Source organism: Thermomonas sp. XSG (assembly GCF_014678725.1).
GTDB lineage: Bacteria > Pseudomonadota > Gammaproteobacteria > Xanthomonadales > Xanthomonadaceae > Thermomonas.
The window spans coordinates 1,379,999-1,405,198 of record NZ_CP061497.1; the positions used below are offsets into that span (position 1 = coordinate 1,379,999).

The following is a 25,200-nucleotide window of genomic DNA, read 5'->3' on the forward strand; positions in this document are numbered from 1 at the left end:
GCGCCAGCTTACGGCACGGCGGGATCGGCCGGCACGCTGGTCGCGCAGCGGCTTGCCTTGATCTTCGCGTCGATGGCATCGAGGGCGGCTTGGCGCTCGCGGCGCGTGCCGTCATCGGCATAGCGCAACTTGAAGTCGGCTTCGTCCAGCCGCCGGTACCAAGTCGCGCACAACTGCGCATCCGGCACCGCGGCGCAGCTGTCCTGCTTCATCTCGCAGGCGCTGGCCATGCCGACCTGCGCGCGCCCGTCGAGCCCGGTCACCTGCAGCGGCGCGCAGCGCGGTGGCGGCTCGGCGCTCTCGCCGAAATAGGTTTCGCCGTCCCAGGTCCGGCACTGGTAGAGCGGCGGCGGCGCCGGCAGGCCGGCGGCCTCGGGCGCGGGCGTGCGCTGCATCGACGGGCCACTGACCAGCACGAAGTCACCGTACTGCGGTGGCGGTGCAGGGGCTTCCACCTGCGGCTTCCGCGCCGGCACCGGCATGGTCTTCACCGCACCGATCCGGCGGATTTCCTGCTTCATGCCGGATGCGCAGGGGGCGCCGTTCTGCATCGACACATTGCCCTTGGCATCGGTGCACTTGTAGAAGACGGTGTCCTGCGCGGGCAGCGCGAGCGGGGCGCACAGCAGCAGGACCAGGACGAGGACAAGCCGCATCTCAGCGACCACCGCAGTCGTTGTCGAGGCGGGCGTTGAGCGCGCGCTCCTCTTCGCGCAGCAGGTCGCGTTCCTTTTCCTGCGCGTTGAAGAAGCGGGTGCGCAATGTGCTGCGGCGGTCGCGCAGGCGCGCGCAGGCCTCGACCGGGGGCAGCATCGTGCAGTCGTCGCGAATCCAGCTGCCGCCGCCGGTGGCGACCGGCCAGCTGATGTCGCGATGCGGCGGGCGCATCACCCGCTCCGGGTGGCCGATGTTGTCACCCAGCACCGAGCGCGGACGCACCACCGGATAACCCAGCGTCCACAGCGGCACCCAGCGCGGATTGCCGCGGCCGTCATCGCTGGTGTAGCGCTTGCCCTCGGGCGTGACGCATTCGTACAGCGGCCGCGGCGGCGCCAGGTACACGGTGCGCGGCTCCGCCTGCGGCGCGGGCACGGCGGCGTGCGGCTTCGCCGGGGCGGTTGGCGACGCCGGCGCATCGACCGGGCGCAGCATCTCGCGCGCCTGCTGCGCCTGGCCCTTCGCGCAGGGCGCGTCCTGCAGGCTGACCTTGCCGGCGGCGTCGGTGCAGCGATAGACGGTGACGGTGGCCGCCGGTTTGGCCTGCGCGCGCGCGCTGCCGGTGAACGGCAGCAGCAGGCAGGCGGCAAGGAGGGCGGCGACGCGCATGGCCCCATCTTGGCGCGTCGGCGCGCGCGGCGGAACCCCGCGCCGCACGCGCTTTCAGGCGGCCGTCAGCGCCACCGGGATCGCCTTGGCGCCGCGCAGCATGCGCGCGATGCTGGCCGCGGCATCGCGGCCTTCCTGCACGGCGGTCACCACCAGGTCGGCGCCGCGCACGCAGTCACCGCCGGCAAACAGCGCGTCATGCGCGGTCTGGTAGGGCAGCCGGCCGTTGCCGCCCACCGCCAGCCGGCCGTTGGCCTGCGCCTGCACCCCAAGTGTTTCCAGCCACCGTGGCGCGCGCGGGCTGAAGCCGAAGGCAATGATGACGACGTCGGCATCCAGCAGCGACTCGCTGCCGGCAATGGCTTCGGCGGCGCGACGGCCATTGCCATCGGGCGCGCCCAGCCGTGTTTCCACCATCCGCACCCCGCGCACCTGACCGTCGCCGATGATTTCCAGCGGCTGGCGGTTGAACAGGAACTGCACGCCTTCCTCGCGCGCATTCGCCACCTCGCGCGCCGAGCCCGGCATGTTGGCTTCGTCGCGACGGTAGGCACAGGTCACGCTGGCCGCGCCGAGGCGGACCGCCGAGCGCACGCAGTCCATGCCCGTATCGCCGCCGCCAAGCACCACCACGCGCTTGCCGCGCAGCTCGGGCAGCACGAGCTGGTCTTCCCAGCCGGCAATCGGGCGGCCCTGCGGATCGTGGCCGGTGACGATGCGGCCGTTCTGCACCAGGAACGGCAGCGCCGGCAGCACGCCCTGCAGCTCCTGCCCCGGCAGGCCACCGTCGGTGTAACGATAGGCGCCGAGGCCGAGGAACACCGCATCGAACTCGTCCAGCAGCGCGTCGATGCCGACATCGCGGCCCACGTCCACGCCGAGCCGGAAGCGCACGCCCATCCCTTCCAGCACCTCGCGGCGGGTGGCGATCACCGCCTTGTCCAGCTTGAAGCTGGGAATGCCGAACTGCAGCAGGCCGCCGATCTGCTCGTAGCGGTCGAACACGGTGGCCTCGATGCCGCTGCGCGCCAGCCGGTCGGCGCAGGCCAGCCCCGCCGGCCCCGCGCCGATCACCGCCACCCGCTTGCCGGTAGGCTTCACCTTCGACAGGTCCGGCCGCCAGCCCTGCGCGAAGGCGGTATCGACGATGTACTTCTCCACCGCGCCGATGGTGACCGCGCCGAAGCCGTCATTGAGCGTGCACGCGCCTTCGCATAACCGGTCCTGCGGGCACACCCGCCCGCACATCTCCGGCAGCGGGTTGGTCTCGTGGCAGAGCGCGGCTGCCTCATGGATGCGGCCTTCCTGCACCAGCTGCAGCCAGTCCGGGATGTAGTTGTGGACGGGGCACTTGGCTTCGCAATACGGATTGCCGCAATCCAGGCAGCGCCCGGCCTGGTGCGCCGCCTCGGCCTGCCCGAAACGCCCGTACAGCTCGTCGAAACTGCCGGCGACGCGATCGGACAGCGGCACCTTGGCCGGCATCTCGCGCGGCGACTCCAGGAACTGGAAGAGCTGTTGCTTGCTCATCAGGCCGCCCTCTTCAATTCGTGGGCCAGCGCTTCCAGGCTCGCCGCCTTCGGCTTGACCAGCCAGAACTTGCCGACGAAGTCGCGGAAGTCGTCGCGGATGCGCGCGCTCCAGGCGCTGCCGGTCAGCCGCGCATGCGCCTCGATCAGGTCGGTGAGGTGCTGGCGGTAGCCGTCCAGCCCCTCCGGGGTGATCCGCGAGATGTCGACCAGCTCGTGGTTGTAGCGATCGACGAAATCGCGCTCCAGATCCAGCACATAGGCCAGCCCGCCGGTGAAGCCGGCGCCGAAGTTCAAGCCGGTGCGGCCCAGCACCACCACCGCGCCACCGGTCATGTATTCGCAGCAGTGGTCGCCGGCGCCCTCGATGACCGCGGTGGCGCCGGAGTTGCGCACCGCGAAGCGCTCGCCGGCGCGGCCCGCCGCGAACAGCTCGCCGCCGGTGGCGCCGTACAGGCAGGTGTTGCCGAGGATCGGCGTGTCCTGCGAGGCGAACCGGCTGCCACCCGGCGGCTGCAGCACGATGCGGCCGCCGGCCATGCCCTTGCCGACGTAGTCGTTGGCTTCGCCCTGCAGGTGCAGGTGCAGGCCGCCGGCATTGAACGCACCGAAGCTCTGGCCGGCGCTGCCGCTCAGGCGCACGTCGATGGGCGTAGCGCTCATGCCGGTATCGCCATGGACGCGGGCGATGCGCCCGGACAGGCGCGCGCCGATGCTGCGGTCGGTATTGCGGATGCTGCCGACGAAGGCGCCGCCGGCACCGCTGGCAATCGCGTCGGCCAAAGCCGCGTCAAGCTGCGCGGCCAATCCATCCGCCGGCGCCTGCAATGCGGGCGAACCGCAGTAGGCGGATGCCTGCGCCGGATCGCGCGCCAGCAGCCGCGACAGGTCCACGTCGACATCCTCGCGGGTCGCGCGCAGGTGCTGTTCCAGCAGGTCGGTGCGGCCGATCGCCTCGTCCAGCGTGCGCAGGCCCAGCAAGGCCAGCCATTCGCGCACGTCTTCGGCGACGTTGCGGAAGTAGCATTCGACACGCTCGGGCAGACCCTTGAAATGGTCGCGGCGCAACCGCTCGTCCTGCGTGGCCATGCCGGTGGCGCAGTTGTTGAGGTGGCAGATGCGCAGGTACTTGCAGCCCAGCACGATCATCGGCGCGGTGCCGAAGCCGAAACTGTCCGCGCCCAGCAGCGCCGCCTTGATCACGTCCAGCCCGGTCTTCAGGCCACCGTCGGTCTGCAGCAGCACCCGCCCGCGCAGCTCGTTGGCCTGCAATGCCTGCCGCGCTTCCGACAGGCCAAGCTCCCACGGCACGCCGGCATAGCGCACCGAGCCGAGCGGACTCGCGCCAGTGCCGCCGTCGTGGCCAGCGATGGTGATGAGGTCGGCGCCGGTCTTGGCCACACCCGCGGCAATGGTGCCCACGCCGGCGTGGCTGACCAGCTTCACCGAGATCAGCGCCTGCGGATTCACCTGGCGCAAATCGAAGATCAGCTGCGCGAGGTCTTCGATGGAATAGATGTCGTGGTGCGGCGGCGGCGAGATCAGGCCGATGCCGGGCTTGGCGTAGCGCAGCCGCGCGATCAACGGGTTGACCTTGCTGCCCGGCAACTGCCCGCCTTCGCCGGGCTTGGCGCCCTGCGCCAGCTTGATCTGCAGCACTTCGGCGTTGATCAGGTAGTCGGGGGTCACGCCGAAACGGCCGGAGGCGATCTGGCGGATCTTGCTGCGCCGCTCGGTGCCATTGCGCGCGGGGTCTTCGCCGCCTTCGCCGGAATTGCTGCGCCCGCCGAGGCGGTTCATCGCGATGGCCAGCGCCTCGTGCGCCTCCGGCGACAGCGCGCCCAGGCTCATCGCCGCGCTGTCGAAGCGGCGCACGATGCTTTCAACCGGTTCCACCTCGGACAGCGGCAGTGGCGTGGCAGCGGCTTTCAGCCGCAGCAGGTCGCGCAGCGCCGCCGGCGGGCGCGTATCAACGTGGGCGGCGTAGGTCTTCCAGTCGGCGCGGTCGCCGGTCAGCACCGCGTGCTGCAGCGACTGCACCACCTCCGGGTTGTACTGGTGGTATTCGCCGCCGTGGACGTAGTGCAGCAGGCCACCGAGTTCCGGCAGCGCATCATCGTCCCAGCCATGCGCGGCAAGTTGCCGCGCATCCGCTTCCAGCCGCGCGAAACCGGCGCCGCCGATCCGCGAGGGCGTACCGTCGAAGCAGCGCGCCACCACCTCGTCGGCCAGGCCGACGATCTCGAACAGGCCGGCGCCGCGATAGCTGGCAATGCTGCCGATGCCCATCTTCGAGAGGATCTTCAGCAGCCCCTTCTTCACCCCGCGGCGGTAGCTGCGGCCGATCTGCGCCGGCTCGCTGCCGCTCTTGCCGCCAAGCACGCCGCGCCGGCCCAGTGCATGCAGGGTCTGGTAGGCGAGGTAGGGATACACCGCGGTGGCGCCAAAACCAATGAGGCACGCGAAGTGGTGCGGGTCGCGCGCGGTGCCGGTTTCCACGATCAGGTTGGCGTCACAGCGCAGGCCGGCGCGGACCAGGTGCTGGTGGACCGCGCCGGTGGCCAGCAGCGCATGCACGGCGGCGGCGGCGCGACGCGGGCGGCGGTCGGACAGCACCAGCAGTTCGTCGCCGGCGCGCACCGCGTCCTCGGCTTCGGCGCAGATGCGGTCCAGCGCCTGCGCCAGCGTGGAGCTGTCATCGAAATACAGGTCGATGTAGCGGTAGCGGGCGGAGAACCGCGGCAGCGTCAGCAGCTGGTGCAGCTTGCGCTGCGACAGCACCGGCGAGTTCAGCAGCACGTGGTCGACGTTGTCCGCTCCGTCGTGGAACAGATTGCCCTCGCGCCCGATCTGGGTGGACAGCGTCATCACGCACGCCTCCCGCAGCGGGTCGATCGGCGGGTTGGTGACCTGTGCGAAGGCCTGCCGGAAGCAGTCGTACAGCGGCCGCACTCGCTGGCTGATCGCCGCCATCGGGATGTCGTCGCCCATCGAGCCGATGGCTTCCTGCCCGGTTTCCACCAGCGGCCGCAGCACCCGCTCCTGTTCCTCGCGGGTCAGCTGGAACAGCTTCTGGAAGCCGAGCACGGTGGCGTCGTCGAACGGCACGTCGCACAGCGCCGGATCGATCAGTTCGGTGTGCAGGTAGGTCATGCCCTGCCGGAGCCACTGCTTGTACGGCGCGCGCGCGCGGTTGAGCGCGTCGATGGCGTCGTTGTCGAGCAGCCGGTCGGCGACCAGATCGACCGCGATCATCTCGCCCGGCCCCAGCTTGCCCTTGGCCTGCACGCGCGCGGGGTCGATGTCGAGCACGCCCGCTTCGGAAGCGATGGCGAACACCCCGTCCGTGGTCAGCAGCCAGCGCGCCGGGCGCAGGCCGTTGCGGTCCAGCGTGCAGGCGGCGTGCCTGCCATCACAGGTGACCACGCCTGCCGGGCCGTCCCACGGCTCGGAGTTGATCGCGTAGTACTCGTAGAACGCCGACAGGTCGGCGTCCTTGTATTCCAGCGACTGCGTGGCCGGCGGCATCAGAATGCGCATCGCCTTGGGCAGGTCCATGCCGCCCAGCAGCAGCCACTCCAGCGCATTGTCCAGCGACTGCGAATCGGAGCCATGCATCGACACCACTTCGTCGATGCCGGCGAGGTCCAGCAGCTTTGATTTCCACACGCCTCTGCGCGCCTGCGCCCAGCGACGGTTGCCCTCGATGCTGTTGATCTCGCCGTTGTGTGCCAGCCGGCGGAACGGATGCGCCAGCGGCCAGCGCGGCTGGGTATTGGTGGAGAAGCGCTGGTGGAACAGCACCGCGCGCGCCTCCAGCAGCGGATGCGCAAGATCCGGAAACAGCTGCCGCAGATGCTTCGGCAGCACCATGCCCTTGTAGCCCAGCAGGCGCGTGGACAGGCTGACAACGTAGAAGTCGGGCGCCTCGCGCAGCACCTGCTCGGCGCGCTTGCGGGCCAGGTACAGCGCGCGCTCGAACGCATCGGCATCGTCGCCATCGCTTTCCACGAACACCTGCGCGATGCGCGGCAGCGAGGCGCGCGCGAGTTCGCCGCAGACCGACGGATCCACCGGCACGTCGCGCCAGCCGACCACGCGCAAACCGGCGTTGCCGAGCTCGTGCGCCAGCACCTCGCGGCAGCGCGATGCGAGGGCGGCGTCCCGAGGCAGGAACACGTTGCCGACGGCGATGGGCCCGGCATGCAGCGCGATGCCGGCGTCGTTCGCCAGCGCGCGCAGGAAGCCGTCGATGCCGTGCAGCAGCACGCCGCAGCCATCACCGGACAGGCCATCGGCTGCAACGCCGCCGCGATGCGCCATCCGCGACAGGGCTTCCAGCGCGCCATCGACGATCGCCCGCGACGCCCCGCCCTCGACCTGTGCGATCAGGCCGAAACCACAGCTGTCATGTTCACTGGCAGGGTCGTACAAACCCCGGGTCGGGCTGCGCCGCATGGTCGTGTCCGTGCAGGAGTTGTGGAACGCCCGCGTTCCGACTCTCCCTGTGGAACCCGATGCGCACCCCGACTAGAGCATAGTTTGTGCAGCGCAACAAGAGGGTTTTGCGAACAAATTTTCGTTGCAGGAGAAACCGCTTTTCGCCCGCAAACGCAGGGCGGACGCGGTTTTCAGCGCAGGACGGCGCCGCTGCGCGCGTCGCGGATGGTGCTGGGCTGCGCGCGCCCGAGGGTTTCGCCATCGGTGACGGCATCGACCCCGGCAACGATGCGAGGGTCGAGTTCCGCGCGCGTGCGCGGTGAAGGCTCGCTGGCGATATTGGCGCTGGTCGACACCAGCGCGCCGCCGAAGCCATCGCACAGCGCGCGCACCAGCGGATGCGCGGTGACACGCACCGCGATGCCGTCGTGCGCGCCGGTGATCCAGCTTGGCGCGTCCTTCGACGCCGGCATGATCCAGGTATTCGGCCCCGGCCAGCTTGCACGCACCTCGGCCAGCTGTGATCCGCCAAGCGATGCGGTGTCGATGAACGGCGCGAGTTGCGCCTCGCTCGACGCGATCAGGATCAACCCCTTGGCCACGTCACGCTGCTTGAGCGCTAGCAGGCGCAGCACCGCGGCTTCATCGCGCGGATCGCAACCCAGCCCCCATACGCCCTCGGTGGGGTAGGCGATGACGCCGCCCCGATGGAGGGCGGCAACGACGTTGGCGAGGCTGGCGTGCATGCTCATGCGGCAATTCTTCCGTCACCACCGTCGAAGCGGGGTGACGGCGGAGACTCAGAACGGCGCCTCGTCCCGCGACGGCTTCTTCACCACGCGCTTCTTGCCCGGCTCCACCTTGGCCGCGGTGAGCAGCGGCTTGGCGGGTTCGATGTCGGCCGAATACGGACGCGCGGCATTCTTGGCAGTGGCCTTCTTCACCGCTTTCTTGGCCACGGCCTTCTTGGCGGCCGGCTTCTTCGCCGCCTTCTCGGCGGGCGCCTTCTTCACCGCGGCCTTCTTGGCGGCGACCTTCTTCACCGCCGCCTTCTTCGCGCCGAAGCCCTTGCGCGCGGGCTTGCCGGTTTCCTCCAGCAGCTTCAGCGTTTCCTCCAACGACAGCGAAGACGGTTCGCGGTCCTTCGGGATCTTGCCGTTGAGCTTGCCGTCGCTGATGTACGGACCGAAGCGGCCGTTCAGCACCTGCACGTCATGGCCGGGCCATTCCTTGATGACGCGGTTGCGGGCGATTTCTTCCTTCTCCTCGATCAGGAAGATCGCCCGCGCCAGATCGATCACGTAGGGATCGTCTTCCTTCTTCAGCGAGGCGTAGGAACTGCCGCGCTTGGCGAACGGGCCGAAGCGGCCGATGCCCACGCTGACTTCCTCGCCGTTGGCGTCGACGCCCAGCTTGCGCGGCATCTCGAACAGCTTGAGCGCCTCGTCCAGGGTGATGCTGTAGATGCTCTGGCCGGGCTTGAGCGAGGCGAAGCGCGGCTTCTCCTCGTCTTCCACGGTGCCGATCTGCACCAGCGGACCGAAGCGGCCGATGCGCGCACTGACCGGACGCCCGCTGGCCGGGTCGCTGCCGAGCACGCGCACGCTGCCGGCATCGGCCTTGTCCAGCGTTGCCTTCTTGTCGTCCACCAGCGCCTTGAACGGCCCCCAGAACTTCTCCATCAACGGGATCCAGTCCTCCTCGCCGCGGCTCACCGCATCCAGCTCGTCCTCGAGGTTGGCGGTGAAGTCATAGTCGACGTACTTGGAGAAATGGCTGGACAGGAACTTGCCGACCGCGCGGCCGATGTCGGTGGGCTTGAACGCGCGCCCGTCGAGCACCGCGTACTGCTTGCCCAGCAGGGTCTGGATGATGGCGGCATAGGTCGATGGCCGGCCAATGCCGTACTCCTCCAGCGCCTTCACCAGCGCCGCTTCGGTGAAGCGCGGCGGCGGCTGGGTGAAGTGCTGGTCGGCGTGGATGCGGTCCAGCGGCACCATGTCGCCCAGCTTCATCAGCGGCAGCTTGCGGCCTTCGTCCTCGTCCTCCTTGCCCTTGCTGTCCTTGCCCTCTTCGTAGACCGCAAGGAAGCCGGGCACCACCACGGTGGTGCCGCTGGCGCGGAAGGCGTGCTCGCTGCCGGCGGACAGGTCCACGGTGACGGTATTGAGCGTGGCCGGGATCATCTGGCAGGCCACCGCGCGCTTCCAGATCAGCTCGTAGAGCTTGCGCTCGTCGTCGGTCAGGAAGCGCGCGACATGCGCCGGGGTGCGCAGCGCGGAGGTCGGGCGCACCGCTTCGTGCGCTTCCTGCGCGTTCTTCGACTTGGTCTGGTAGGTGTTGGGCTGGTCCGGCAGCGAGGCGGTGCCGAAGTCGCGTGCGATCACGTCACGGATCTCGGCCAGCGCGTCCTGCGACAGGTTCACCGAGTCAGTACGCATGTAGCTGATCAGGCCAACCGTACCTTCGTCGCCCAGCGCGATGCCCTCGTACAGCTTCTGCGCCACCTGCATGGTCTTGCGGGTGGTGAAGCCGAGCTTGCGCGCGGCTTCCTGCTGCAGGGTGGAGGTGGTGAACGGCGGCGCGGGGCGGCGCTTGCGCTCCTTGCTGGCCACGTCCGTCACGTGCAGCTTGCCGCTGGCGGCCTGCTGGATGCGCAGGCGCGCATCCTCGGCGGTTGCGCCGTCGGTGACGGTGAACTGCTCGAACTTCTTCCCGTCCAGCTTGACCAGCTTGGCGGTGAAGGCCTGCGACGGGTGCGCGCACTCGGCTTCGATGCTCCAGTACTCGCGGGCGATGAAGGCTTCGATCTCCTCCTCGCGCTCCACGATCATCCGCAGTGCCGGCGACTGCACCCGGCCGGCGGACAGCCCGGCCTTGATCTTGCGCCACAGCACCGGCGACAGGTTGAAGCCGACCAGGTAGTCCAGCGCGCGCCGCGCCTGCTGCGCATCCACGAGGTCGGCGGCGATGTCGCGCGGCTGCGACATCGCTTCCTTGATCGCGCGCGGGGTGATCTCGGTGAACACCACCCGCTGCAGCGATTTGTCCTTGAGAAGGTTGCGCTCCTTCAGGATCTCGGCGATGTGCCAGCTGATCGCCTCGCCCTCGCGGTCCGGGTCGGTCGCCAGATAGAGGTGGTCGGCGGCCTTGGCCGCCTTGGCGATCGCATCGACATGCTTCTCGTTCTTCTCGATGGTCTCGTAGCGCATCGCGAAGCCGTGCTCGGGGTCGACCGCGCCCTCCTTCGGCACCAGGTCGCGCACATGGCCATAGCTGGCGAGGACGGTGAAGTCCTTGCCGAGGTATTTGTTGATCGTCTTGGCCTTGGCGGGCGACTCGACGATGAGCAGGTTCTTGGCCATGGTGGCGCGGGTTCCGGTAGGGCGGCGGCGGGCCACCGTAGATGCCAACGCCCGGAGCAGATGCCCCGGGCGCTTATTTATAGTGGAATCATGGACGGGCCGGCGCTGTCAAGCACGGCGGATGCCGGCCTTGGGCGCCACGCGCCCGGACACCGCCGGCGGCGGGCACCCGGCGGCGCCCTGGATGCGGACTCGGTCCTCAGTGCACCGGCTCCGGTTCGTCCAGGTACATCTGGGTTTCCATCCAGGCGTAGGCCGCCTCCGAGCCGGGCTGGTTGAACAGCACCATCAGCACCACCCACTTCAGGTCGTCCAGGTCCAGCTCGTCCTGGTCCAGCGCCATCGCGCGGTCCAGCACGAGCTCGCGCTGGCCGGCATCCAGCACGCCGTGCTGCTCGAGGTACAGCAGGAATCCCCGCGCCTCGACGTCCAGCTTGTCCAGTTCCGCCGCGTGCAGCACCCGTACCGGGCCGCTGGCGCGGGCCTGGCCGGGCGCCGGGCGCTGCCGGGCCAGGGCGTCCAGCCAGTCGAAGGCCTTGTGGATTTCGCTGGGCGAGAACCCGGCAGCCGCCAGTTCGTTCATCAGCGAACCGTCGCGTGCGGTGAAGGCCGCGTCGGACAGCGCCGCATCGTCATTGGCGAAATAGTGCTCGAACAGGTAGAGCAGGACGTCCAGGATGCTCTCTTTCATGTCCATCTGTCCTTGGCTCGTGCCCGCAGGCACCGTGGAAGCGAATCGCTGGTCTCAGACCCCGATCCGACTGTAACGGCCATGTTCGGCCGCGACCCGTCCTTCCAGCTCCAGCGCCAGCAGCATGGACGACACCGCCGCCGCCGTCAATCCGCTACGTTCCAGCAGTTCATCCATACCGGTTGGGTCATGGCCAAGGGCTTGCCACAACCGGTTGATGTCGGGCAGGTCCGGCAGCCCGATTCCGTCCTGCCCGGCGGCGGGCGGCGGGCAAGGCGCCAACTCGCCACGCAACGACCGCACCAGGTCCCGCACCAGCGGCGCCAGCGCCTCGACCACTTCACCCGGGGTTTCCACCAGCGCCGCGCCCTCGCGGATCAGCCGATGGCAGCCGCGCACCATCGGGTTGTGGATCGACCCGGGCAGGGCGAACACCTCGCGCCCAGCGTCCCCGGCCAGGCGCGCGGTGATCAGCGCACCGGAACGGCTTGCCGCTTCGACCACCACGATGCCCAGGCTGAGCCCGACCAGGATGCGGTTGCGGCTGGGGAAATGCGTCCGCAGCGGCTGCGTGCCGGGCGGGTGCTCGCTGACCACGGCGCCGGCCTCCGCGATCCGTGCCATCAGCGGGCGGTGGCGGGCGGGATAGGCGACATCGGGGCCGGTGCCGAGCACGGCGACGGTCATGCCGCCGGCGTCCAGGGTTGCCTGGTGGGCCGCGGCATCGATCCCCGCCGCCAGCCCGCTGGTGACGCACAGGCCGGACCGCGCCAGCGCGGCGGCGAACTGACCCGCGTTGGCGCGGCCGCCGGCGGTGGCCGCACGGCTGCCGACGATGGCGACTGCCGGCCGCCACAGCAGATCGGCGTCGCCTGCGACGAACAGCATCGCCGGTGGCGAGGCGATCCGCCGCAGCAGCGGTGGATAGGCCGGATCCCGCCAACCCAGCAAATGGTGCGCCGGCGCATCCAGCCAGTGCAGGCTGCGCTCCAGCGCGGAAACGTCTGGACGCAACAGGGCCGCGCAGGTGGCGGCGTCGAAGCCATGGCTGGCCCAGTCGCGACGCCCCGCGGCAATGGCGGCGGCGGCCCCGCCATGGGTGTCCAGCAGTCGACGCAGTGCGGATGCAGGCGCGCCGCTCTGGAGCAGACGCAACAGGGATTCGTGGTCAGGGGCGACAGGCATGCGGCCAGCGTCGCCCGCAAACGGCAACGGCGCCCTCGGGCGCCGTTGCGGTCTTGCGTCAGGAAATCCTGAAAATCAGTACGGCGCGTCCGGATGCTTCAGCTCATAGCCAACCCGAACCGGCTTGACGCTGCTCATCACCAGCGCGTAGCTGACGTTATCGAACGTGCGGAACACCATGGCATGGCCGGCAAACTCGTCGGGCAGGCGCACCTTGCTCTCAAACAGGGTCACGTCCTCGTCGCGATCCAGCCCGGCCTTGACCCGGTCGCTGACCGAGTCGCCACGCCGCCACAGCGAGAACACGGTGCCATTGTCGATGCCCTCGCGGGCGCCGCCGGATATCGCGATCACGTCGCGGGTACCGCCGGAGGTCAGCTGGTCGGCCACCGACATCACAGTCAGGCGGCCGTACTTGGCCTGCTGCTTGGGCGGATGCGGGAAGAACTGCAGGTCGTAAGGCTGCGCCTCGACCGGCACCAACCGGTCGCCGACGCGCACTTCGCGGCCTTCCGCGTCCAGCAGCACGGTGCTGGCCTGGATGCCGCCGACTTCGCCACGGGTCACGGTGCCGGTGGTCTGGGTGACCAGCTCGTAGCCCATGAACTCGGTGTTCTTGCTCGGGAAGACCGCATTGCTCCACAGCGTGCCGTCGTCCGGGCCGGGGCGGCCGCGGGCGTCGAGGTCCTGGCTCTGGAACAGATCGCAGCACAGGCCGGCGCGCTCGACCATCCGGTAGCGCTTCTCCGGACGGACGACCAGGTAGCGCTGGCCCGGCGCAATGCCCTCGAGGCCGCGCACGTAGGCCACGTGGCCGCGCACGCCGCGCAGGCGGTTTTCTTCCAGCCCGACCACGTAAGGCAAGCTGTCGATGTCCGACACCATGCGGGTATCGCGCAGGAACGGCTCGATCTCTTCCAGCGGCACCGCGTTGACCGGGCTGGCCGTGCGCTCGCCGGCCTGCACCCTGGCCGCCACGCGGTCGAGGTAGGCCAGGCTGATGACATCGCCCGGATAGATCAGGTGCGGATTCTTGATCTGCGGGTTGGCCTGCCAGATTTCCGGCCACAGCCACGGCTTCTTCAGGAATCGTGCGGAAATGTCCCAGAGGGTGTCGCCACGCTTCACCACGTAGCTGTCCGGGTGGTCGCCGCGCAGCTCGACCGCCGCGGCATAGGTGGCCACCGTCAACAGCGCGGCCGCGAGCATGGTGCGCAGACCGCGCGGACGCGGCGCACCCGTGCGCACCAGGTTGGAAACCCGTTCAAGCATGATCGCTATCTCCCCGCTCCGTATGGCGAAAACCCCCTGAAGCCTGACCAATATAGCCCACAACTGACGCCTGCTGGCAAGCGGCCGTGCAGGTCGGGCGCGATACAATCGTCGCCATCGCAGCCTGCCCGGCTGCCGGTTTCCGGATTTTCGCCATGGCCCTGCTCCCGATCCTTGAATTCCCCGACCCGCGCCTGCGCACCCAGGCCGCCGCGGTCGATCCCTCCGATCTGGCCACGCCGGCCTTCCAGACCCTGATCGACGACATGTTCGAGACCATGTACGAGGCGCCCGGCATCGGCCTGGCCGCCAGCCAGGTCGACGTGCACAAGCGGTTCATGGTCATTGACGTAACCGAGGACCGCAGCCGGCCACTGGTGTTCGTCAACCCGGTCATCACCGCGCGCGACGGGGAACAGGTCTACCAGGAGGGCTGCCTGTCGGTGCCCGGGATCTATGCCGACGTGACCCGCAGCGACACCATCACGGTGGAGGCGCTGGACCGCCACGGCCAGCCGTTCTCGCTCGAGGCCGACGGCGTGCTGGCGGTGTGCATCCAGCACGAGATGGACCACCTGCTGGGCAAGCTGTTCGTTGATTACCTGAGCCCGCTGAAGCGCGAGATGGTGCGCAAGAAGCTGTTGAAGGCGAAGCGGGCCGCCTGAGCCCATGCGCATCGTCTTTGCCGGCACGCCGGAGTTCGCCGTCCCCTGCCTGCGCGCGGCCGCCAGCAAGGGCGAAGTGGTGGCGGTCTACACCCAGCCGGACCGGCCCGCCGGTCGTGGCCGTGGGTTGACGCCTTCGCCGGTGAAACTTGAAGCGGTGCAGCGGGGCATCCCCGTGCACCAGCCGGAAAACTTCCGCTCGGCGGAATCGAAGGCCGTGCTGCGCGCACTCAAGCCCGACGTCATGGTGGTGGTGGCCTATGGCCTGATCCTGCCGCAGTCGGTGCTGGACATTCCCGAACACGGCTGCTGGAACGTGCATGCCTCGCTGCTGCCGCGCTGGCGCGGCGCGGCGCCGATCCAGCGCGCGATCGAGGCGGGCGACACCCGCACCGGCGTCTGCCTGATGCAGATGGAGAAGGGCCTCGACACCGGCCCGGTGCTGCTGGCGCAGGCGCTCGACATCGGCCCGGAGGAAACCGGCGGGCAGTTGCATGACCGCCTGTCCGAGCTGGGCGCACGCGTGCTGTCCGACGCGCTGGGACTGTTGCGCGCCACCATCCAGCTGCCGCCGCACCCACAGCCAGCCGAGGGCGTGACCTACGCGCACAAGCTGGACAAGGCTGAAGCGAAACTCGACTGGTCGCAGCCGGCAACGGTGCTGGCCAACAAGGTGCGCGCCTTCAACCCGTGGCCGGTCGCGGAAGCGCAGCTGGCGGGCGAGCGCGTGCGCGTCCATGCCGCCCGCGCACTGGACGAAACCCACGATGCCGCACCCGGCAGCGTGCTGCACGCCGGGCGCGAAGGCATCGACATCGCCTGCGGCAAGGGCGTGCTGCGCCTGCAGACGCTGCAGCGCGACGGCGGCAAGCCGATCAGCGCGCAGGATTACCGCAACGCCCGCCGCGACGTGTTCGCGTGAGCGATGGCGTCGCCACCCGCGTCGCCGCGGCGCGCACCCTGGACGAGGTGCTGCACCGCGGCCGCTCGCTGAAGGCGGCGCTGGGCGCCAGCCTGCCCGGCCTCGCCGACCCGCGCGACCGCGCGCTGGTGGAAGCGATGGTGCTGGCCGCGCTGCGCCAGCGGGTGCGCTACAACGCCGCGCTGGACGGCTGGACGCCGCGTCCGCTGGGCCAGCGCGACGGCATCCTGCGTGCGCTGCTGCTGGCTGGCCTTGCCCAGCTGACGCTGGGCCTGCCGGCGCACGCCGTGCTGGCAGCCACGGTGGACGCCGCCCGCGCGCTGGGCCGCGCCCACCAGGCCGGCATGGTCAACGCGCTGCTGCGCCGCGCCCAACGCGAAGGCCTGCCGCCGGCGGATCCCGCGCAGGCATGGCCGCAATGGCTGGCGGAACAGGTGCGCGCGGACTGGCCCCGGCAAGCCGACGAGATCTTCGAAGCCAGCGCGCAGATCGCGCCGATGTGGCTGCGCGTCAATCGCCGCTGGATCGGCCGCGACGACTATCTCGCGCTGCTGCACGAAGCCGGCATCGAGGCCTCGCCGGCGCCTTCGCTGGCTGACGCGCTACGGCTGGAAACCGCGCTGCCGGTGCAACAGCTGCCCGGCTTCGACGCCGGGCTGGTGTCGGTGCAGGACGGCGCGGCGCAGGCCGTGGTCGATGCGCTGGCGCCTGCCGCCGGTGCGCGTGTCCTCGATGCCTGCGCCGCCCCCGGCGGCAAGGCCGCGCATCTGGCCGAGCGCGATGCCAGCCTGCGCATCACCGCGCTGGATGTGGACGCGCGCCGTGCGCGGCGGATGCAGGACACCTTCGCGCGGCTGCGGCTGCAAGACATCGGCGTGGTTACGGCCGACGCCATGCAGCCCGACGGCTGGTGGGACGGCACGGCCTTCGACGCCATCCTGATCGACGCCCCGTGCAGCGCCACCGGCATCGTGCGCCGCCAGCCCGACGTACTGCTGCACCGGCGCGACACCGACATCACCGCCCTGCGCGCCACCCAGGCGCAGCTGCTCGACGCGCTGTGGCCATTGCTCGCCCGCGGCGGCGCGCTGGTGTATGCCACCTGCTCGATCCTGCATGCGGAAAACGCCGCGCAGGTCGAAGCCTTCCTCGCCCGCACGCCCGACGCCACGCTGGTGCCGCTGGACGCGGGTTTCGGCCACGACACCGGCTTCGGCCGCCAGCGCCTGCCCGGTGAAGCCGGCATGGATGGCTTTTTCTGCGCGCGGCTGCAAAAGTCCTGAGCCTTCGCCACTATCATTCGGCGATGAATCAAACCCGTCGGGAAACCTGGCTGTTCTGGCTGTTTGCGCTGCTGATCCTGGCCACCGGGCTGGGCCTGCGCGATCCGTGGCCGGCCGACGAGCCGCGCTTCGCGCTGGTGGCGAAGCAGATGGTGGAGAGCGGCGACTGGCTGTTCCCGCATCGCGGCAGCGAACTGTATTCGGACAAGCCGCCGCTGTTCATGTGGATGCAGGCAGCGCTGCTGTGGCTGACCGGCAACCTGCGCATCGCTTTCCTGCTGCCCTCGCTGCTGGCCGCACTGGGCACGCTGTGGTGCGTGACCGACCTCGGCGCACGGCTGTGGACGCGGCGGATCGGCCTGTATGCCGGCTGGATCACGCTGCTGACCATCCAGTTCACTTGGCAGGCCAAGAAGGCGCAGATCGACCCGATGGTGGTGTTCTGGATCACGTTGTCCTGCTATGCGCTGCTGCGGCACGTGTTGCAGGGCCAGAACTGGCGGCTGTGGGCACTGGGCTGGGCGGCGGCGGGACTGGGCACGATCACCAAGGGCGTCGGCGTGATCGCGCTGCTGATCCTGATCCCCGCTGCCGTCGCCTCGCTGCGCGGTTGGGCCGGGGTGCGCATCCATGCGCGCGATGCGCGCTTCTGGCTCGGGCCTCTGGCCTTCGTCGCCGCCTGCGGCGTGTGGCTGGTGCCGATGCTGATCGCCGCGCTGGGCAACGGCAGCGGCGACTACCGCGCCTACGTCGACGACATCCTGCTGCGCCAGACCGTCACCCGCTACGCCAATTCCTGGCACCACGGCCAGCCGTGGTGGTACTTCATCGAAGTGTTGCTGACCGCCTGGCTGCCCACCGCGCTGGCGCTGCCGTGGGCGATCCCGGCATGGCGGCGGCGGCTGCGACGGCGCGATGCGCGCTTCCTGGTCCCGCTGGGCTGGGTGCTGCTGGTGTTCGTGTTCTTCAGCATCCCTTCCGGCAAGCGCGACATGTACATCCTGCCGGCGCTGCCGATGCTGGCGCTGGCGCTGGCGCCGCTGCTGCCCGGCATCCTGCGGCGGCCGAATGCGCAGCGCCTGCTGCTGGGCTTCGTGCTGGCGTTCTCGCTGGCCGCGCTGGGCGCGGGCCTGGCGATGCTGCTGGGCGAGCCGGGTTTCGAGCGCGGTTTCATGGAGGGCCGCGATGCGCACGTCGCCGACGGACTGGCATGGATGTTCGCGGCCATCGGCGGCTTCGGCCTGGGCAGCACGCTGTGGTGCGGCCGCCGCCGCGCGCACGCCGCGCTGGTGGCGATGCTGACCGGGCTGTGGCTGCTGTACTCGCTGGTCGGCGCGCCGCTGCTCAACGACGGCAGCTCCTCGCGCGGCCTGATGCGGGACGTGGGGGCGGCCATCGGCCCCGCAGCCGAACTGGGCCTGGTCGGCTGGCGCGAACAGCAGCTGCTGATGGCGGACCGTCCGGCCGCCGATTTCGGCTTCAAGCGCGATGCCGCCCTGCAATTCGCCGACGGCGTGCGCTGGCAGCACACGCATCCGCGAGCGCGCTGGCTGCTGGTGGAGGAAGGCCAAGGCCTGCCCGCCTGCATCGACAGCGCGCGCGCGCGCGACATGGACGTGGCCAACGGGCGGCGCTGGTGGCTGCTGGATGCGGAGGCCACCCGTGGCTGCCGCTGAGTCAACCTCCGGCGCGACCGGCGCTCCATGGTTGAGCGTGCTGGTGCCGGTCTACAACGTCTCCGCCTACGTCGAAGCCTGCCTGCATTCGATCATCGAACAGGCCGACGACGGGGTGGAAATCCTCGCGCTGGACGATGCCGGCAGCGACGACTCCTGGGCGAAGGTGGAACGTATTGCGCATCAACACCCCCGGCAGCTGCGCCTGCTGCGGCACGAGCGCAACCGCGGCCTGTCGGCGGCCCGCAACAGCCTGCTGGCGCAGGCGCGCGGACGCTACGTCTGGTTCCTGGATTCCGACGACATACTGCTGCCGGGCGCGATCACCGGCTTGCGCGCAGTCATCGCGCAGGATGCGCCGGACCTGGTGTTGTGCGACTTCGCCTACCTGCGTGAACGGCGGTCGTTGAAGCACCGGCTGCGCGGCGAACGCCATGTGCGCAGCTTCGCCGGCAGCACCGGTGGCGCATGCCGGGATCGTGGTGCGCTGATCAGGGGCCTGCTGGAAGCCGGCGAGCTGCACGCGTGGTCGAAGATCGCCAGGCGCGAGGCGTGGCTGCACGCGCCGTTTCCGGAAGGCCGTTACTTCGAGGACATCGCGGTGATCGCGCCGCTGGTCATCGCAGCCGGGAGCTTCGCCCACATTGCCGCCCCATGGGTCGGCTACCGCCAGCACGGTGCCAGCATCCTGGCCTCGCTGACGCCACAGCGCATCCGCGATGGATTGACGTCGATCATGGAGCTGCAACGCGGCCTGTCCACACCAGCCCATGCCTCCAGCCGTAGCGTGCAGCGGGCGGTGGAGTACTTCGCGCTGCGCAGCTTCGTCTCGATGCTGCGGCGCGCTGAAGCGGGGCCGCTCGACCAGGAGCCCTCGTTGCGCGATGCGTTCGCCCACGCGCACGCAGTACTGTTCCCGCAGGGAACCGCTTCCATCCTGCGCGACTGGCGAAGCCGCGGCTGGTGGTTGCGGGCGCGCCGCTCCGGACGCGCGCTGGCTCGCCACGGATGGCAGCCATGAGCAACCTGCCGCGCGTCCTCCACTTCGTCACCGGCGGCTTCTCCGGTGGGGCGACACAGGTTGCGCTGCAGCTGGTCAACGCGGCACGCGACAGCGCGCGCATCGAACCGCTGCTGGTGCTGCGGCGCAAGCGCCGCACGCCGCCGGCACGCATCGCCGAGCTGCGGGAACAGGGCGTGCCGCTGCGGCTGGTGCCGGGCTGGTCGCACCTGGCGACCATCGTCGCGCTGGTCAGGCTGTGCCGGGAATTCCGCCCCGACGTGCTGGTGGCGCACGGCTTCTCCGAACACCTGTGGGGCCGCTACGCCGGCCTGCTGGCGCAGGTGCCGCACCTGGTCCACGTCGAGCACAACACCCGCGAGCGCTACACCGGCTGGCGGCTGGCGCAGACGCGCTGGCTGGCGCGGCGTACCGATCGCATCGTCGGCTGCTCCGACGGCGTGCGCGAAGCACTGCTGGCGCTGGGCATGCCTCCCGAGCGCACCATCGCCATCCCCAACGGCATCCGGCTGGAGCCGTTCGCCGGGGCCGGTGCGCATCCCTTCGCGGGACGCACGCCCGGCATCGTGATGGTGGCGCGGTTCTCCAGGCAGAAGGACCACGCCACCCTGCTGCGCGCGGTGGCGCTGCTGGGCCAACGCGGCCTGCACGTGCCGCTGCAGCTGCCCGGCGGCGGCAAGGCACTGCACCGCAAGCCACTGGAAACACTGGCCGCCCAGCTGGGCATCGCCGATCGGGTGCAGTTCCCGGGCGTGGTGCGCGACGTGCCGCAGCGGTTGATGGCACACCAGATCTGTGTGCTCAGCACCCATTACGAAGGCATGCCGCTGGCGCTGCTGGAGGGCATGGCCGCAGGCTGCGCGGTGGTGGGCAGCGCGGTGCCGGGCGTGCGCGAAGTCCTCCGCGATGGGGAGGACGGTTTGCTGGTGCCAGAATCGGATCCGGTTGCGCTGGCCGATGCGCTGGAGCGCCTGCTGCGCGATCCTGACGATGCCGCGCGGATGGCGTCGAACGCCCGCGCGGCGGCGCTGGACCGGCATGGCCGCGCGCTGATGAACCAACGCTACGAAGACCTGTTCCTGCAGCTGGCGGGGCAAGGCACGTCCTGATCCCCGCGGGCCGGGCATCCGCGCCTGCGGCGTTTATCCGCCGGCGCGCCGCTGCTCCCATGCCCAGGCATGCGCGACGATGGCATCGAGGTCGGCATGGGCCGGCCGCCAGCCCAGGGCGTCGCGCGCGGCGCGCGCATCCGCCACCAGCACCGGCGGGTCGCCTTCGCGGCGCGCCCCCGCGACCACCGGGATGGGATGGCCGGTAACGCGGCGCGCCGCCTCGATCACCTCGCGCACCGAATAGCCATTGCCGTTGCCGAGGTTGTAGCGCGCGCTGTCGCCGCCGGCGAGCAGCTGCCGCAGCGACAGCAGGTGGGCATCGGCCAGGTCCTCGACGTGGATGTAGTCGCGGATGCAGGTGCCGTCGGCGGTGGCGTAGTCCTCGCCATGGACGGTGATGTGCGGGCGGCGCCCCGAGGCGACCTGCAGGATCAGCGGGATCAGGTGCGTCTCCGGCTCGTGGCATTCGCCCAGCTCGCCTTCGGCATCGGCGCCGGCGGCGTTGAAATAGCGCAGGCAGACCGACTTCAGCCCGTAGGCGCGGTCGAAATCCTCGAGCATCTGCTCGACGAACCACTTGCTGCGGCCGTAGGGATTGATCGGCGCCTTCGGGTGCGCCTCGTCGATCGGCACGTAGTCCGGGTCGCCGAAGATCGCCGCGGTGGAGGAGAAGATGAAGCGCGCCACGCCGTGCGCGCGCATCCGGTCCAGCAGCACCTGCGTGGCGGTCACGTTGTTGCGGTAGTACTTGGCCGGATCGACGACGGACTCGCCGACCTGGATGCAGCTGGCGAAGTGCATGACCGCCGCCGGCCGGACCTCACCCAGCACGGCATCGACGAATGCGCAGTCGCCGATGTCGCCCACGTGCAGCGGCGCGTCCAGTACGGCTTCGCGATGGCCGGAGGACAGATCGTCGGCCACCACCGGATGGAAACCGGCGCGGCGCAGCCGCTTGACCATGTGCGAGCCGATGTAGCCGGCGCCGCCGACGACGAGGATGGTGTCGGGCATGTCGATGCGGGTTCCTTTGCGAGGTGCGGATTGTCGCCGGCGCGGCCCGGATCAGCGGTACAGATCCCAGTACGGGTTTTCCTCGCCGCTGCCGGGCGGGCGCAGCGTGTAGCGCTTGTAGGTCCACTGGTACTGGGCGAAATCGCGCCGCGCCACCGCCTCCACCCCGGCGTTCAGCGCGGCCACCGCCTGCGCCGGATCGGCCGCGTCCACGCCGGCCGGTGCGGCCTGCACGTGCAGGGCGAAGCGTGGCGCGCTGGTCCCCGGCAGCCGCTCGCACCAGCACAGCAGCACCCGTGCGCCGCTGCGGTTGGCCAAGCGTCCCAGCAGGGTCATGGTCAGCGCCTGCTTGCCGAAGAATGGCGCGAATTCGCCCTCGCCGGCCTTGGGCTGCTGATCGGGCAGGATGCCGACCACGCCGCCCTTCTGCAGGCGCTTGAGCAGGGTGCGCACGCCTGCCGCCTCGGCGCGCACCTGTTCGACGTCGCCGCCTGCATTGGCGCGCACGCGGCGCAGGAAAGCCTCGCCCACCGCGGACTCCGGCGGGCGGTACAGGATCGCCAGCGGGGTCTTGCTGGCCAGCCACTGGTTCAGCAGCTCCCAGTTACCCATGTGCGGGGCGGCCACGATCAGGCCTTCGCCGCTGCGCACGGCTTCGTCGAACAGCGCCTCGCCGTGGACTTCCGCGATGTCGGCCAGGTTGCGCGCAGCCGGCCTGGTCCACAGCCGCAGCGTCTCGAAGGCTTGCCGGACGGTGGTCCGGATGATCTCGCCCAGCAGACTTTCCCGCGCGTTGACGTCCAGATCGGCGCGGATCAGCTCCAGATTGCGCCGCGTGACCCGCGCCTCGCGTGCATCCAGCGCGATCCACAGGCGCGCCACACCATCCGCCAGCGCCCGCAGCAGCGGCCACGGCAGGCGCGCGACGGCCCAGGCCAGGGCATACAGCAGGGCGGCGGCAAGGTTGGTCATCGGCCTATTGTAGGAGGCACGCACGATGGCCATGAAACCACGGCGCCGACCCTACAATGTGCCGATGCTTGCCCTGATCCAGCGCGTGACCGAAGCCCGGGTGACCGTCGACGATGCGGTTGTGGGTGCTATCGGCCCTGGCCTGCTGGCGCTGGTCGCGGTGGAGCCGGGCGATACAGAAGCACAATTCCGCCGGATGGCCCAGCGCCTGCTGGGTTACCGCATTTTCGGCGACGATGCCGGCAAGATGAATCGCTCTTTGACGGACATCGGCGGCGGCCTGTTGCTGGTGAGTCAATTCACCTTGGCTGCCGACACCCGCAGCGGGATGCGCCCCAGCTTCACCACCGCGGCCCCGCCCGCGGAAGCTGAACGCGGGTTCGACCGGCTGGTGGCGATCTGCCGAGAACTGCACGCCCCGGGGGTGGAAACCGGGCGCTTCGGTGCCCATATGGTGGTCAGCCTGGTCAACGACGGGCCGGTGACGTTCCTGCTTCGCCCCTGAACCACGCAAAGCCCGGCGGCCGTCACCCACGCACGCACGGTATAATGCTTGGTTCTCTTTCTGCGTCGTCCGCAGATCCCCTCGACACGGTAGCACCCCACATGGCCAACGAACGGCAGACAGCCCCGCAATCCGACATCAAGCTCCTGATCTCCAAGGGTCTAGAGCAAGGCTATCTGACGTACGCCGAGGTGAACGACCACCTGCCCGACGACATGGTCGATCCGGAGCAGCTGGAAGACATCATCGGCATGATCAACGGCATGGGCATCGAGGTGCACGAGGTTGCGCCCGATGTGGAAACCCTGCTGCTGGCCGGCCAGCAGGCCGGCGGCCGCGAGGTCGACGAAACCGCGGCCGAGGAAGCCGCTGCGGCGCTGACCTCGGTCGACACCGAGGGCGGCCGCACCACCGACCCGGTGCGCATGTACATGCGCGAGATGGGCACGGTGGACCTGCTGACCCGCGAGGGCGAAATCGCCATCGCCAAGCGCATCGAAGAAGGCCTGGCGCAGATGAACGCCGCGCTGGCCAGCTTCCCCTGGTCCGCCCAGATGCTGCTGGAGGACTGGGAGCTGCACAAGGCCGGCAAGAAGCGCCTCGCCGAGATCGTGGTCGGCTTCAACGACGAGGAGCCGGAACCGGAACCCGCGCCCGTGGTCGCCGAGGTGGATGCCGACGCGGACGTCGAGGAGGACGAGGACGAGGACACCGGCGGCGACGCCGACGAGCCGGCACCGACCGGCCCGGATCCGGCCGAGGTCGCCGCCCGCATGGAGGCGATGGCCGCCGCCTTCGCCCGCTTCGAGAAGGCTTACGCCAAGGGTGGCCCGGACGCCAAGGGCGCGCTGAAGGCGCGCGAGGAGATCGCCGCGATCTTCGTCACCCTGAAGCTGCCGCTGCCGCTGACCGACGCGCTGGTGAAGAAGCTGCGCGAGGCGGTCAACCAGGCGAAGGATCACGAGCGCCGCATCCTCGACCTGTCCACCCGCGTGGCCAAGATGCCGCGCAAGGACTTCATCAAGGCTTGGGAAGGCAACCAGACCAACCTCGAGTGGGTCGACGAACTGCTCAAGCGCAAGCAGAAGTGGGGCAGCGCCCTGCGCGACGTGCGCGAGCAGATCATCGCCGAGCAGGAAGCCACCATCGCGCTGGAGAAGGCGATGCAGGTGACCTTGGCCGACCTCAAGGAAATCAACCGCGCGATGGCCTACGGCGAAGCCAAGGCACGCAAGGCCAAGAAGGAAATGGTCGAGGCCAACCTGCGCCTGGTCATCTCCATCGCCAAGAAGTACACCAACCGCGGCCTGCAGTTCCTCGACCTGATCCAGGAAGGCAACATCGGCCTGATGAAGGCGGTGGACAAGTTCGAGCACCGCCGCGGCTTCAAGTTTTCGACCTACGCGACGTGGTGGATCCGCCAGGCGATCACCCGCTCGATCGCCGACCAGGCGCGCACCATTCGCATCCCGGTGCACATGATCGAGACGATCAACAAGCTCAACCGCATTTCCCGCCAGATGCTCCAGCAGTACGGCCGCGAGGCCACGCCGGAGGAGCTGGCCAAGGAAATGGACATGCCCGAGGACAAGATCCGCAAGGTCATGAAGATCGCCAAGGAGCCGATCTCGATGGAGACGCCGATCGGCGACGACGAGGATTCGCACCTCGGCGACTTCATCGAGGACACCAACGTGATGTCCCCGATCGACGCCACCACCGACATCAACCTGATCGAGACCGTGCGCAACGTGCTGGCCGGGCTGACCCCGCGCGAAGCCAAGGTGCTGCGCATGCGCTTCGGCATCGACATGAACACCGACCACACCCTGGAAGAAGTCGGCAAGCAGTTCGACGTGACCCGCGAGCGCATCCGCCAGATCGAAGCCAAGGCGCTGCGCAAGCTGCGCCACCCCAGCCGTTCGGAGACGCTGCGCAGCTTCCTCGACGTGGAGTGATCGCTCCCGACCCGCAGTATCGAAGCCCCGCAATCGCGGGGCTTCGCTTTTCTGACCACGACTTTAAGGGCGAACCGGGCCGGCATGGCGCCGCGCCATCCCGTGCCACACGGCAAGTTGCAATGGGCCAGCGGCAAGCGCGAAGACCCCGATTCGATGCTGCCGTCGACAGCTGGACCGCGCATCCATCGAAAGCGGTCTGCAACCGGGCGAGTGACCGACCTCGGCTGCATTGCTACGATAGGCATACGGGCCTATAGCTCA

Annotated in this window: 19 protein-coding genes; 8 read left to right on the top strand and 11 right to left on the bottom strand. The window is 69.6% G+C overall.

The features are described 5' to 3' along the window. Positions 1–8: 8 nt before the first annotated feature. The 9 genes from ICG51_RS06525 to ICG51_RS06565 form a co-directional block, all read right to left on the bottom strand. A complete protein-coding gene (locus ICG51_RS06525) occupies positions 9–656 on the bottom strand; it encodes a DUF4124 domain-containing protein (RefSeq protein ID WP_190282172.1) in 648 nt (215 codons plus the stop codon). 1 nt (position 657) lies between these two features. Beyond that, complete coding sequence (locus ICG51_RS06530) at positions 658–1,326, bottom strand: DUF4124 domain-containing protein (RefSeq protein ID WP_190282173.1); 669 nt, start codon at positions 1,324–1,326, stop codon at positions 658–660. 54 nt (positions 1,327–1,380) lie between these two features. Beyond that, positions 1,381–2,856, bottom strand: a complete 1,476-nt coding sequence (locus tag ICG51_RS06535; RefSeq protein WP_190282174.1) for an FAD-dependent oxidoreductase — start codon at positions 2,854–2,856, stop codon at positions 1,381–1,383. Further along, positions 2,856–7,313 carry a glutamate synthase large subunit gene (gene gltB / locus ICG51_RS06540; protein WP_190282175.1) on the bottom strand — a complete coding sequence of 1,486 codons (4,458 nt, stop codon included), beginning with the start codon at positions 7,311–7,313 and terminating at the stop codon, positions 2,856–2,858. Before gltB ends, ICG51_RS06535 begins: the two co-directional genes overlap by 1 nt. 173 nt (positions 7,314–7,486) lie before the next feature. Beyond that, complete coding sequence (locus tag ICG51_RS06545; protein WP_190282176.1) at positions 7,487–8,047, bottom strand: Sua5/YciO/YrdC/YwlC family protein; 561 nt, start codon at positions 8,045–8,047, stop codon at positions 7,487–7,489. Positions 8,048–8,095: 48 nt separating this feature from the next. Next, the gene (locus ICG51_RS06550) at positions 8,096–10,660 is read right to left on the bottom strand and encodes a DNA topoisomerase I (protein WP_190282177.1); all 2,565 of its coding nucleotides are present in this window, start codon (positions 10,658–10,660) and stop codon (positions 8,096–8,098) included. Positions 10,661–10,859: 199 nt separating this feature from the next. Further along, on the bottom strand, positions 10,860–11,351 hold the full coding sequence (locus ICG51_RS06555; RefSeq protein WP_190282178.1) for a DUF494 family protein: 492 nt from the start codon (positions 11,349–11,351) through the stop codon (positions 10,860–10,862). 54 nt (positions 11,352–11,405) lie between these two features. After that, positions 11,406–12,536: a DNA-processing protein DprA gene (dprA, locus tag ICG51_RS06560; RefSeq protein ID WP_190282179.1), complete on the bottom strand. Its 1,131-nt coding sequence runs from the start codon at positions 12,534–12,536 to the stop codon at positions 11,406–11,408. A 75-nt stretch (positions 12,537–12,611) separates the two neighbouring features. Next, complete coding sequence (locus ICG51_RS06565; RefSeq protein ID WP_223809571.1) at positions 12,612–13,745, bottom strand: LysM peptidoglycan-binding domain-containing protein; 1,134 nt, start codon at positions 13,743–13,745, stop codon at positions 12,612–12,614. A 218-nt stretch (positions 13,746–13,963) separates the two neighbouring features. Between ICG51_RS06565 and def the strand changes: the two genes are divergently transcribed. The 6 genes from def to ICG51_RS06595 are packed head-to-tail and all read left to right on the top strand — an operon-like array spanning position 13,964 to position 20,484. After that, entirely contained in the window at positions 13,964–14,473 is a 510-nt protein-coding gene (gene def, locus ICG51_RS06570; RefSeq protein ID WP_190282181.1) for a peptide deformylase, read from the top strand. A gap of 4 nt (positions 14,474–14,477) precedes the next feature. Continuing rightward, positions 14,478–15,395 carry a methionyl-tRNA formyltransferase gene (gene fmt, locus ICG51_RS06575; protein ID WP_190282182.1) on the top strand — a complete coding sequence of 306 codons (918 nt, stop codon included), beginning with the start codon at positions 14,478–14,480 and terminating at the stop codon, positions 15,393–15,395. Next, positions 15,392–16,678, top strand: a complete 1,287-nt coding sequence (gene rsmB / locus ICG51_RS06580; protein ID WP_223809544.1) for a 16S rRNA (cytosine(967)-C(5))-methyltransferase RsmB — start codon at positions 15,392–15,394, stop codon at positions 16,676–16,678. The genes fmt and rsmB overlap by 4 nt, the downstream gene beginning before the upstream one ends. Positions 16,679–16,701: 23 nt before the next feature. Continuing rightward, the gene (locus tag ICG51_RS06585; RefSeq protein ID WP_190282183.1) at positions 16,702–18,354 is read left to right on the top strand and encodes a glycosyltransferase family 39 protein; all 1,653 of its coding nucleotides are present in this window, start codon (positions 16,702–16,704) and stop codon (positions 18,352–18,354) included. After that, complete coding sequence (locus tag ICG51_RS06590) at positions 18,341–19,375, top strand: glycosyltransferase family 2 protein (protein WP_190282184.1); 1,035 nt, start codon at positions 18,341–18,343, stop codon at positions 19,373–19,375. Before ICG51_RS06585 ends, ICG51_RS06590 begins: the two co-directional genes overlap by 14 nt. Then, a complete protein-coding gene (locus tag ICG51_RS06595; protein ID WP_223809545.1) occupies positions 19,372–20,484 on the top strand; it encodes a glycosyltransferase in 1,113 nt (370 codons plus the stop codon). The genes ICG51_RS06590 and ICG51_RS06595 overlap by 4 nt, the downstream gene beginning before the upstream one ends. A 33-nt stretch (positions 20,485–20,517) precedes the next feature. On the opposite strand, the gene galE is transcribed toward ICG51_RS06595, so the two are convergent. Both galE and ICG51_RS06605 read right to left on the bottom strand, forming a co-directional pair. Next, positions 20,518–21,501, bottom strand: a complete 984-nt coding sequence (gene galE, locus ICG51_RS06600; protein ID WP_190282186.1) for a UDP-glucose 4-epimerase GalE — start codon at positions 21,499–21,501, stop codon at positions 20,518–20,520. 51 nt (positions 21,502–21,552) lie between these two features. Further along, entirely contained in the window at positions 21,553–22,473 is a 921-nt protein-coding gene (locus tag ICG51_RS06605; RefSeq protein WP_223809546.1) for a lauroyl acyltransferase, read from the bottom strand. 64 nt (positions 22,474–22,537) lie between these two features. On the opposite strand from ICG51_RS06605, the gene dtd reads away from it, so the two are divergent. Together dtd and rpoD are read left to right on the top strand one after the other, a co-directional pair. Continuing rightward, a complete protein-coding gene (gene dtd, locus ICG51_RS06610) occupies positions 22,538–22,978 on the top strand; it encodes a D-aminoacyl-tRNA deacylase (protein ID WP_190282188.1) in 441 nt (146 codons plus the stop codon). 101 nt (positions 22,979–23,079) lie between these two features. Continuing rightward, positions 23,080–24,936, top strand: coding sequence for an RNA polymerase sigma factor RpoD (gene rpoD, locus ICG51_RS06615; protein ID WP_190282189.1), 1,857 nt, complete (start codon positions 23,080–23,082; stop codon positions 24,934–24,936). Positions 24,937–25,200: the final 264 nt, after the last annotated feature.

Bases quoted from the DNA above. Each gene is read 5' to 3' on its own strand.
- dprA (WP_190282179.1), bottom strand. From the start codon at position 12,536: ATGCCTGTCGCCCCTGACCACGAATCCCTGTTGCGTCTGCTCCAGAGC.
- ICG51_RS06595 (WP_223809545.1), top strand. From the start codon at position 19,372: ATGAGCAACCTGCCGCGCGTCCTCCACTTCGTCACCGGCGGCTTCTCC.
- gltB (WP_190282175.1), bottom strand. From the start codon at position 7,313: ATGCGGCGCAGCCCGACCCGGGGTTTGTACGACCCTGCCAGTGAACAT.
- rpoD (WP_190282189.1), top strand. From the start codon at position 23,080: ATGGCCAACGAACGGCAGACAGCCCCGCAATCCGACATCAAGCTCCTG.
- def (WP_190282181.1), top strand. From the start codon at position 13,964: ATGGCCCTGCTCCCGATCCTTGAATTCCCCGACCCGCGCCTGCGCACC.
- ICG51_RS06555 (WP_190282178.1), bottom strand. From the start codon at position 11,351: ATGAAAGAGAGCATCCTGGACGTCCTGCTCTACCTGTTCGAGCACTAT.
- ICG51_RS06535 (WP_190282174.1), bottom strand. From the start codon at position 2,856: ATGAGCAAGCAACAGCTCTTCCAGTTCCTGGAGTCGCCGCGCGAGATG.
- fmt (WP_190282182.1), top strand. From the start codon at position 14,478: ATGCGCATCGTCTTTGCCGGCACGCCGGAGTTCGCCGTCCCCTGCCTG.
- galE (WP_190282186.1), bottom strand. From the start codon at position 21,501: ATGCCCGACACCATCCTCGTCGTCGGCGGCGCCGGCTACATCGGCTCG.
- ICG51_RS06605 (WP_223809546.1), bottom strand. From the start codon at position 22,473: ATGACCAACCTTGCCGCCGCCCTGCTGTATGCCCTGGCCTGGGCCGTC.
- ICG51_RS06565 (WP_223809571.1), bottom strand. From the start codon at position 13,745: ATGCTCGCGGCCGCGCTGTTGACGGTGGCCACCTATGCCGCGGCGGTC.
- ICG51_RS06530 (WP_190282173.1), bottom strand. From the start codon at position 1,326: ATGCGCGTCGCCGCCCTCCTTGCCGCCTGCCTGCTGCTGCCGTTCACC.
- ICG51_RS06545 (WP_190282176.1), bottom strand. From the start codon at position 8,047: ATGAGCATGCACGCCAGCCTCGCCAACGTCGTTGCCGCCCTCCATCGG.
- ICG51_RS06525 (WP_190282172.1), bottom strand. From the start codon at position 656: ATGCGGCTTGTCCTCGTCCTGGTCCTGCTGCTGTGCGCCCCGCTCGCG.
- ICG51_RS06550 (WP_190282177.1), bottom strand. From the start codon at position 10,660: ATGGCCAAGAACCTGCTCATCGTCGAGTCGCCCGCCAAGGCCAAGACG.
- ICG51_RS06585 (WP_190282183.1), top strand. From the start codon at position 16,702: ATGAATCAAACCCGTCGGGAAACCTGGCTGTTCTGGCTGTTTGCGCTG.
- dtd (WP_190282188.1), top strand. From the start codon at position 22,538: ATGCTTGCCCTGATCCAGCGCGTGACCGAAGCCCGGGTGACCGTCGAC.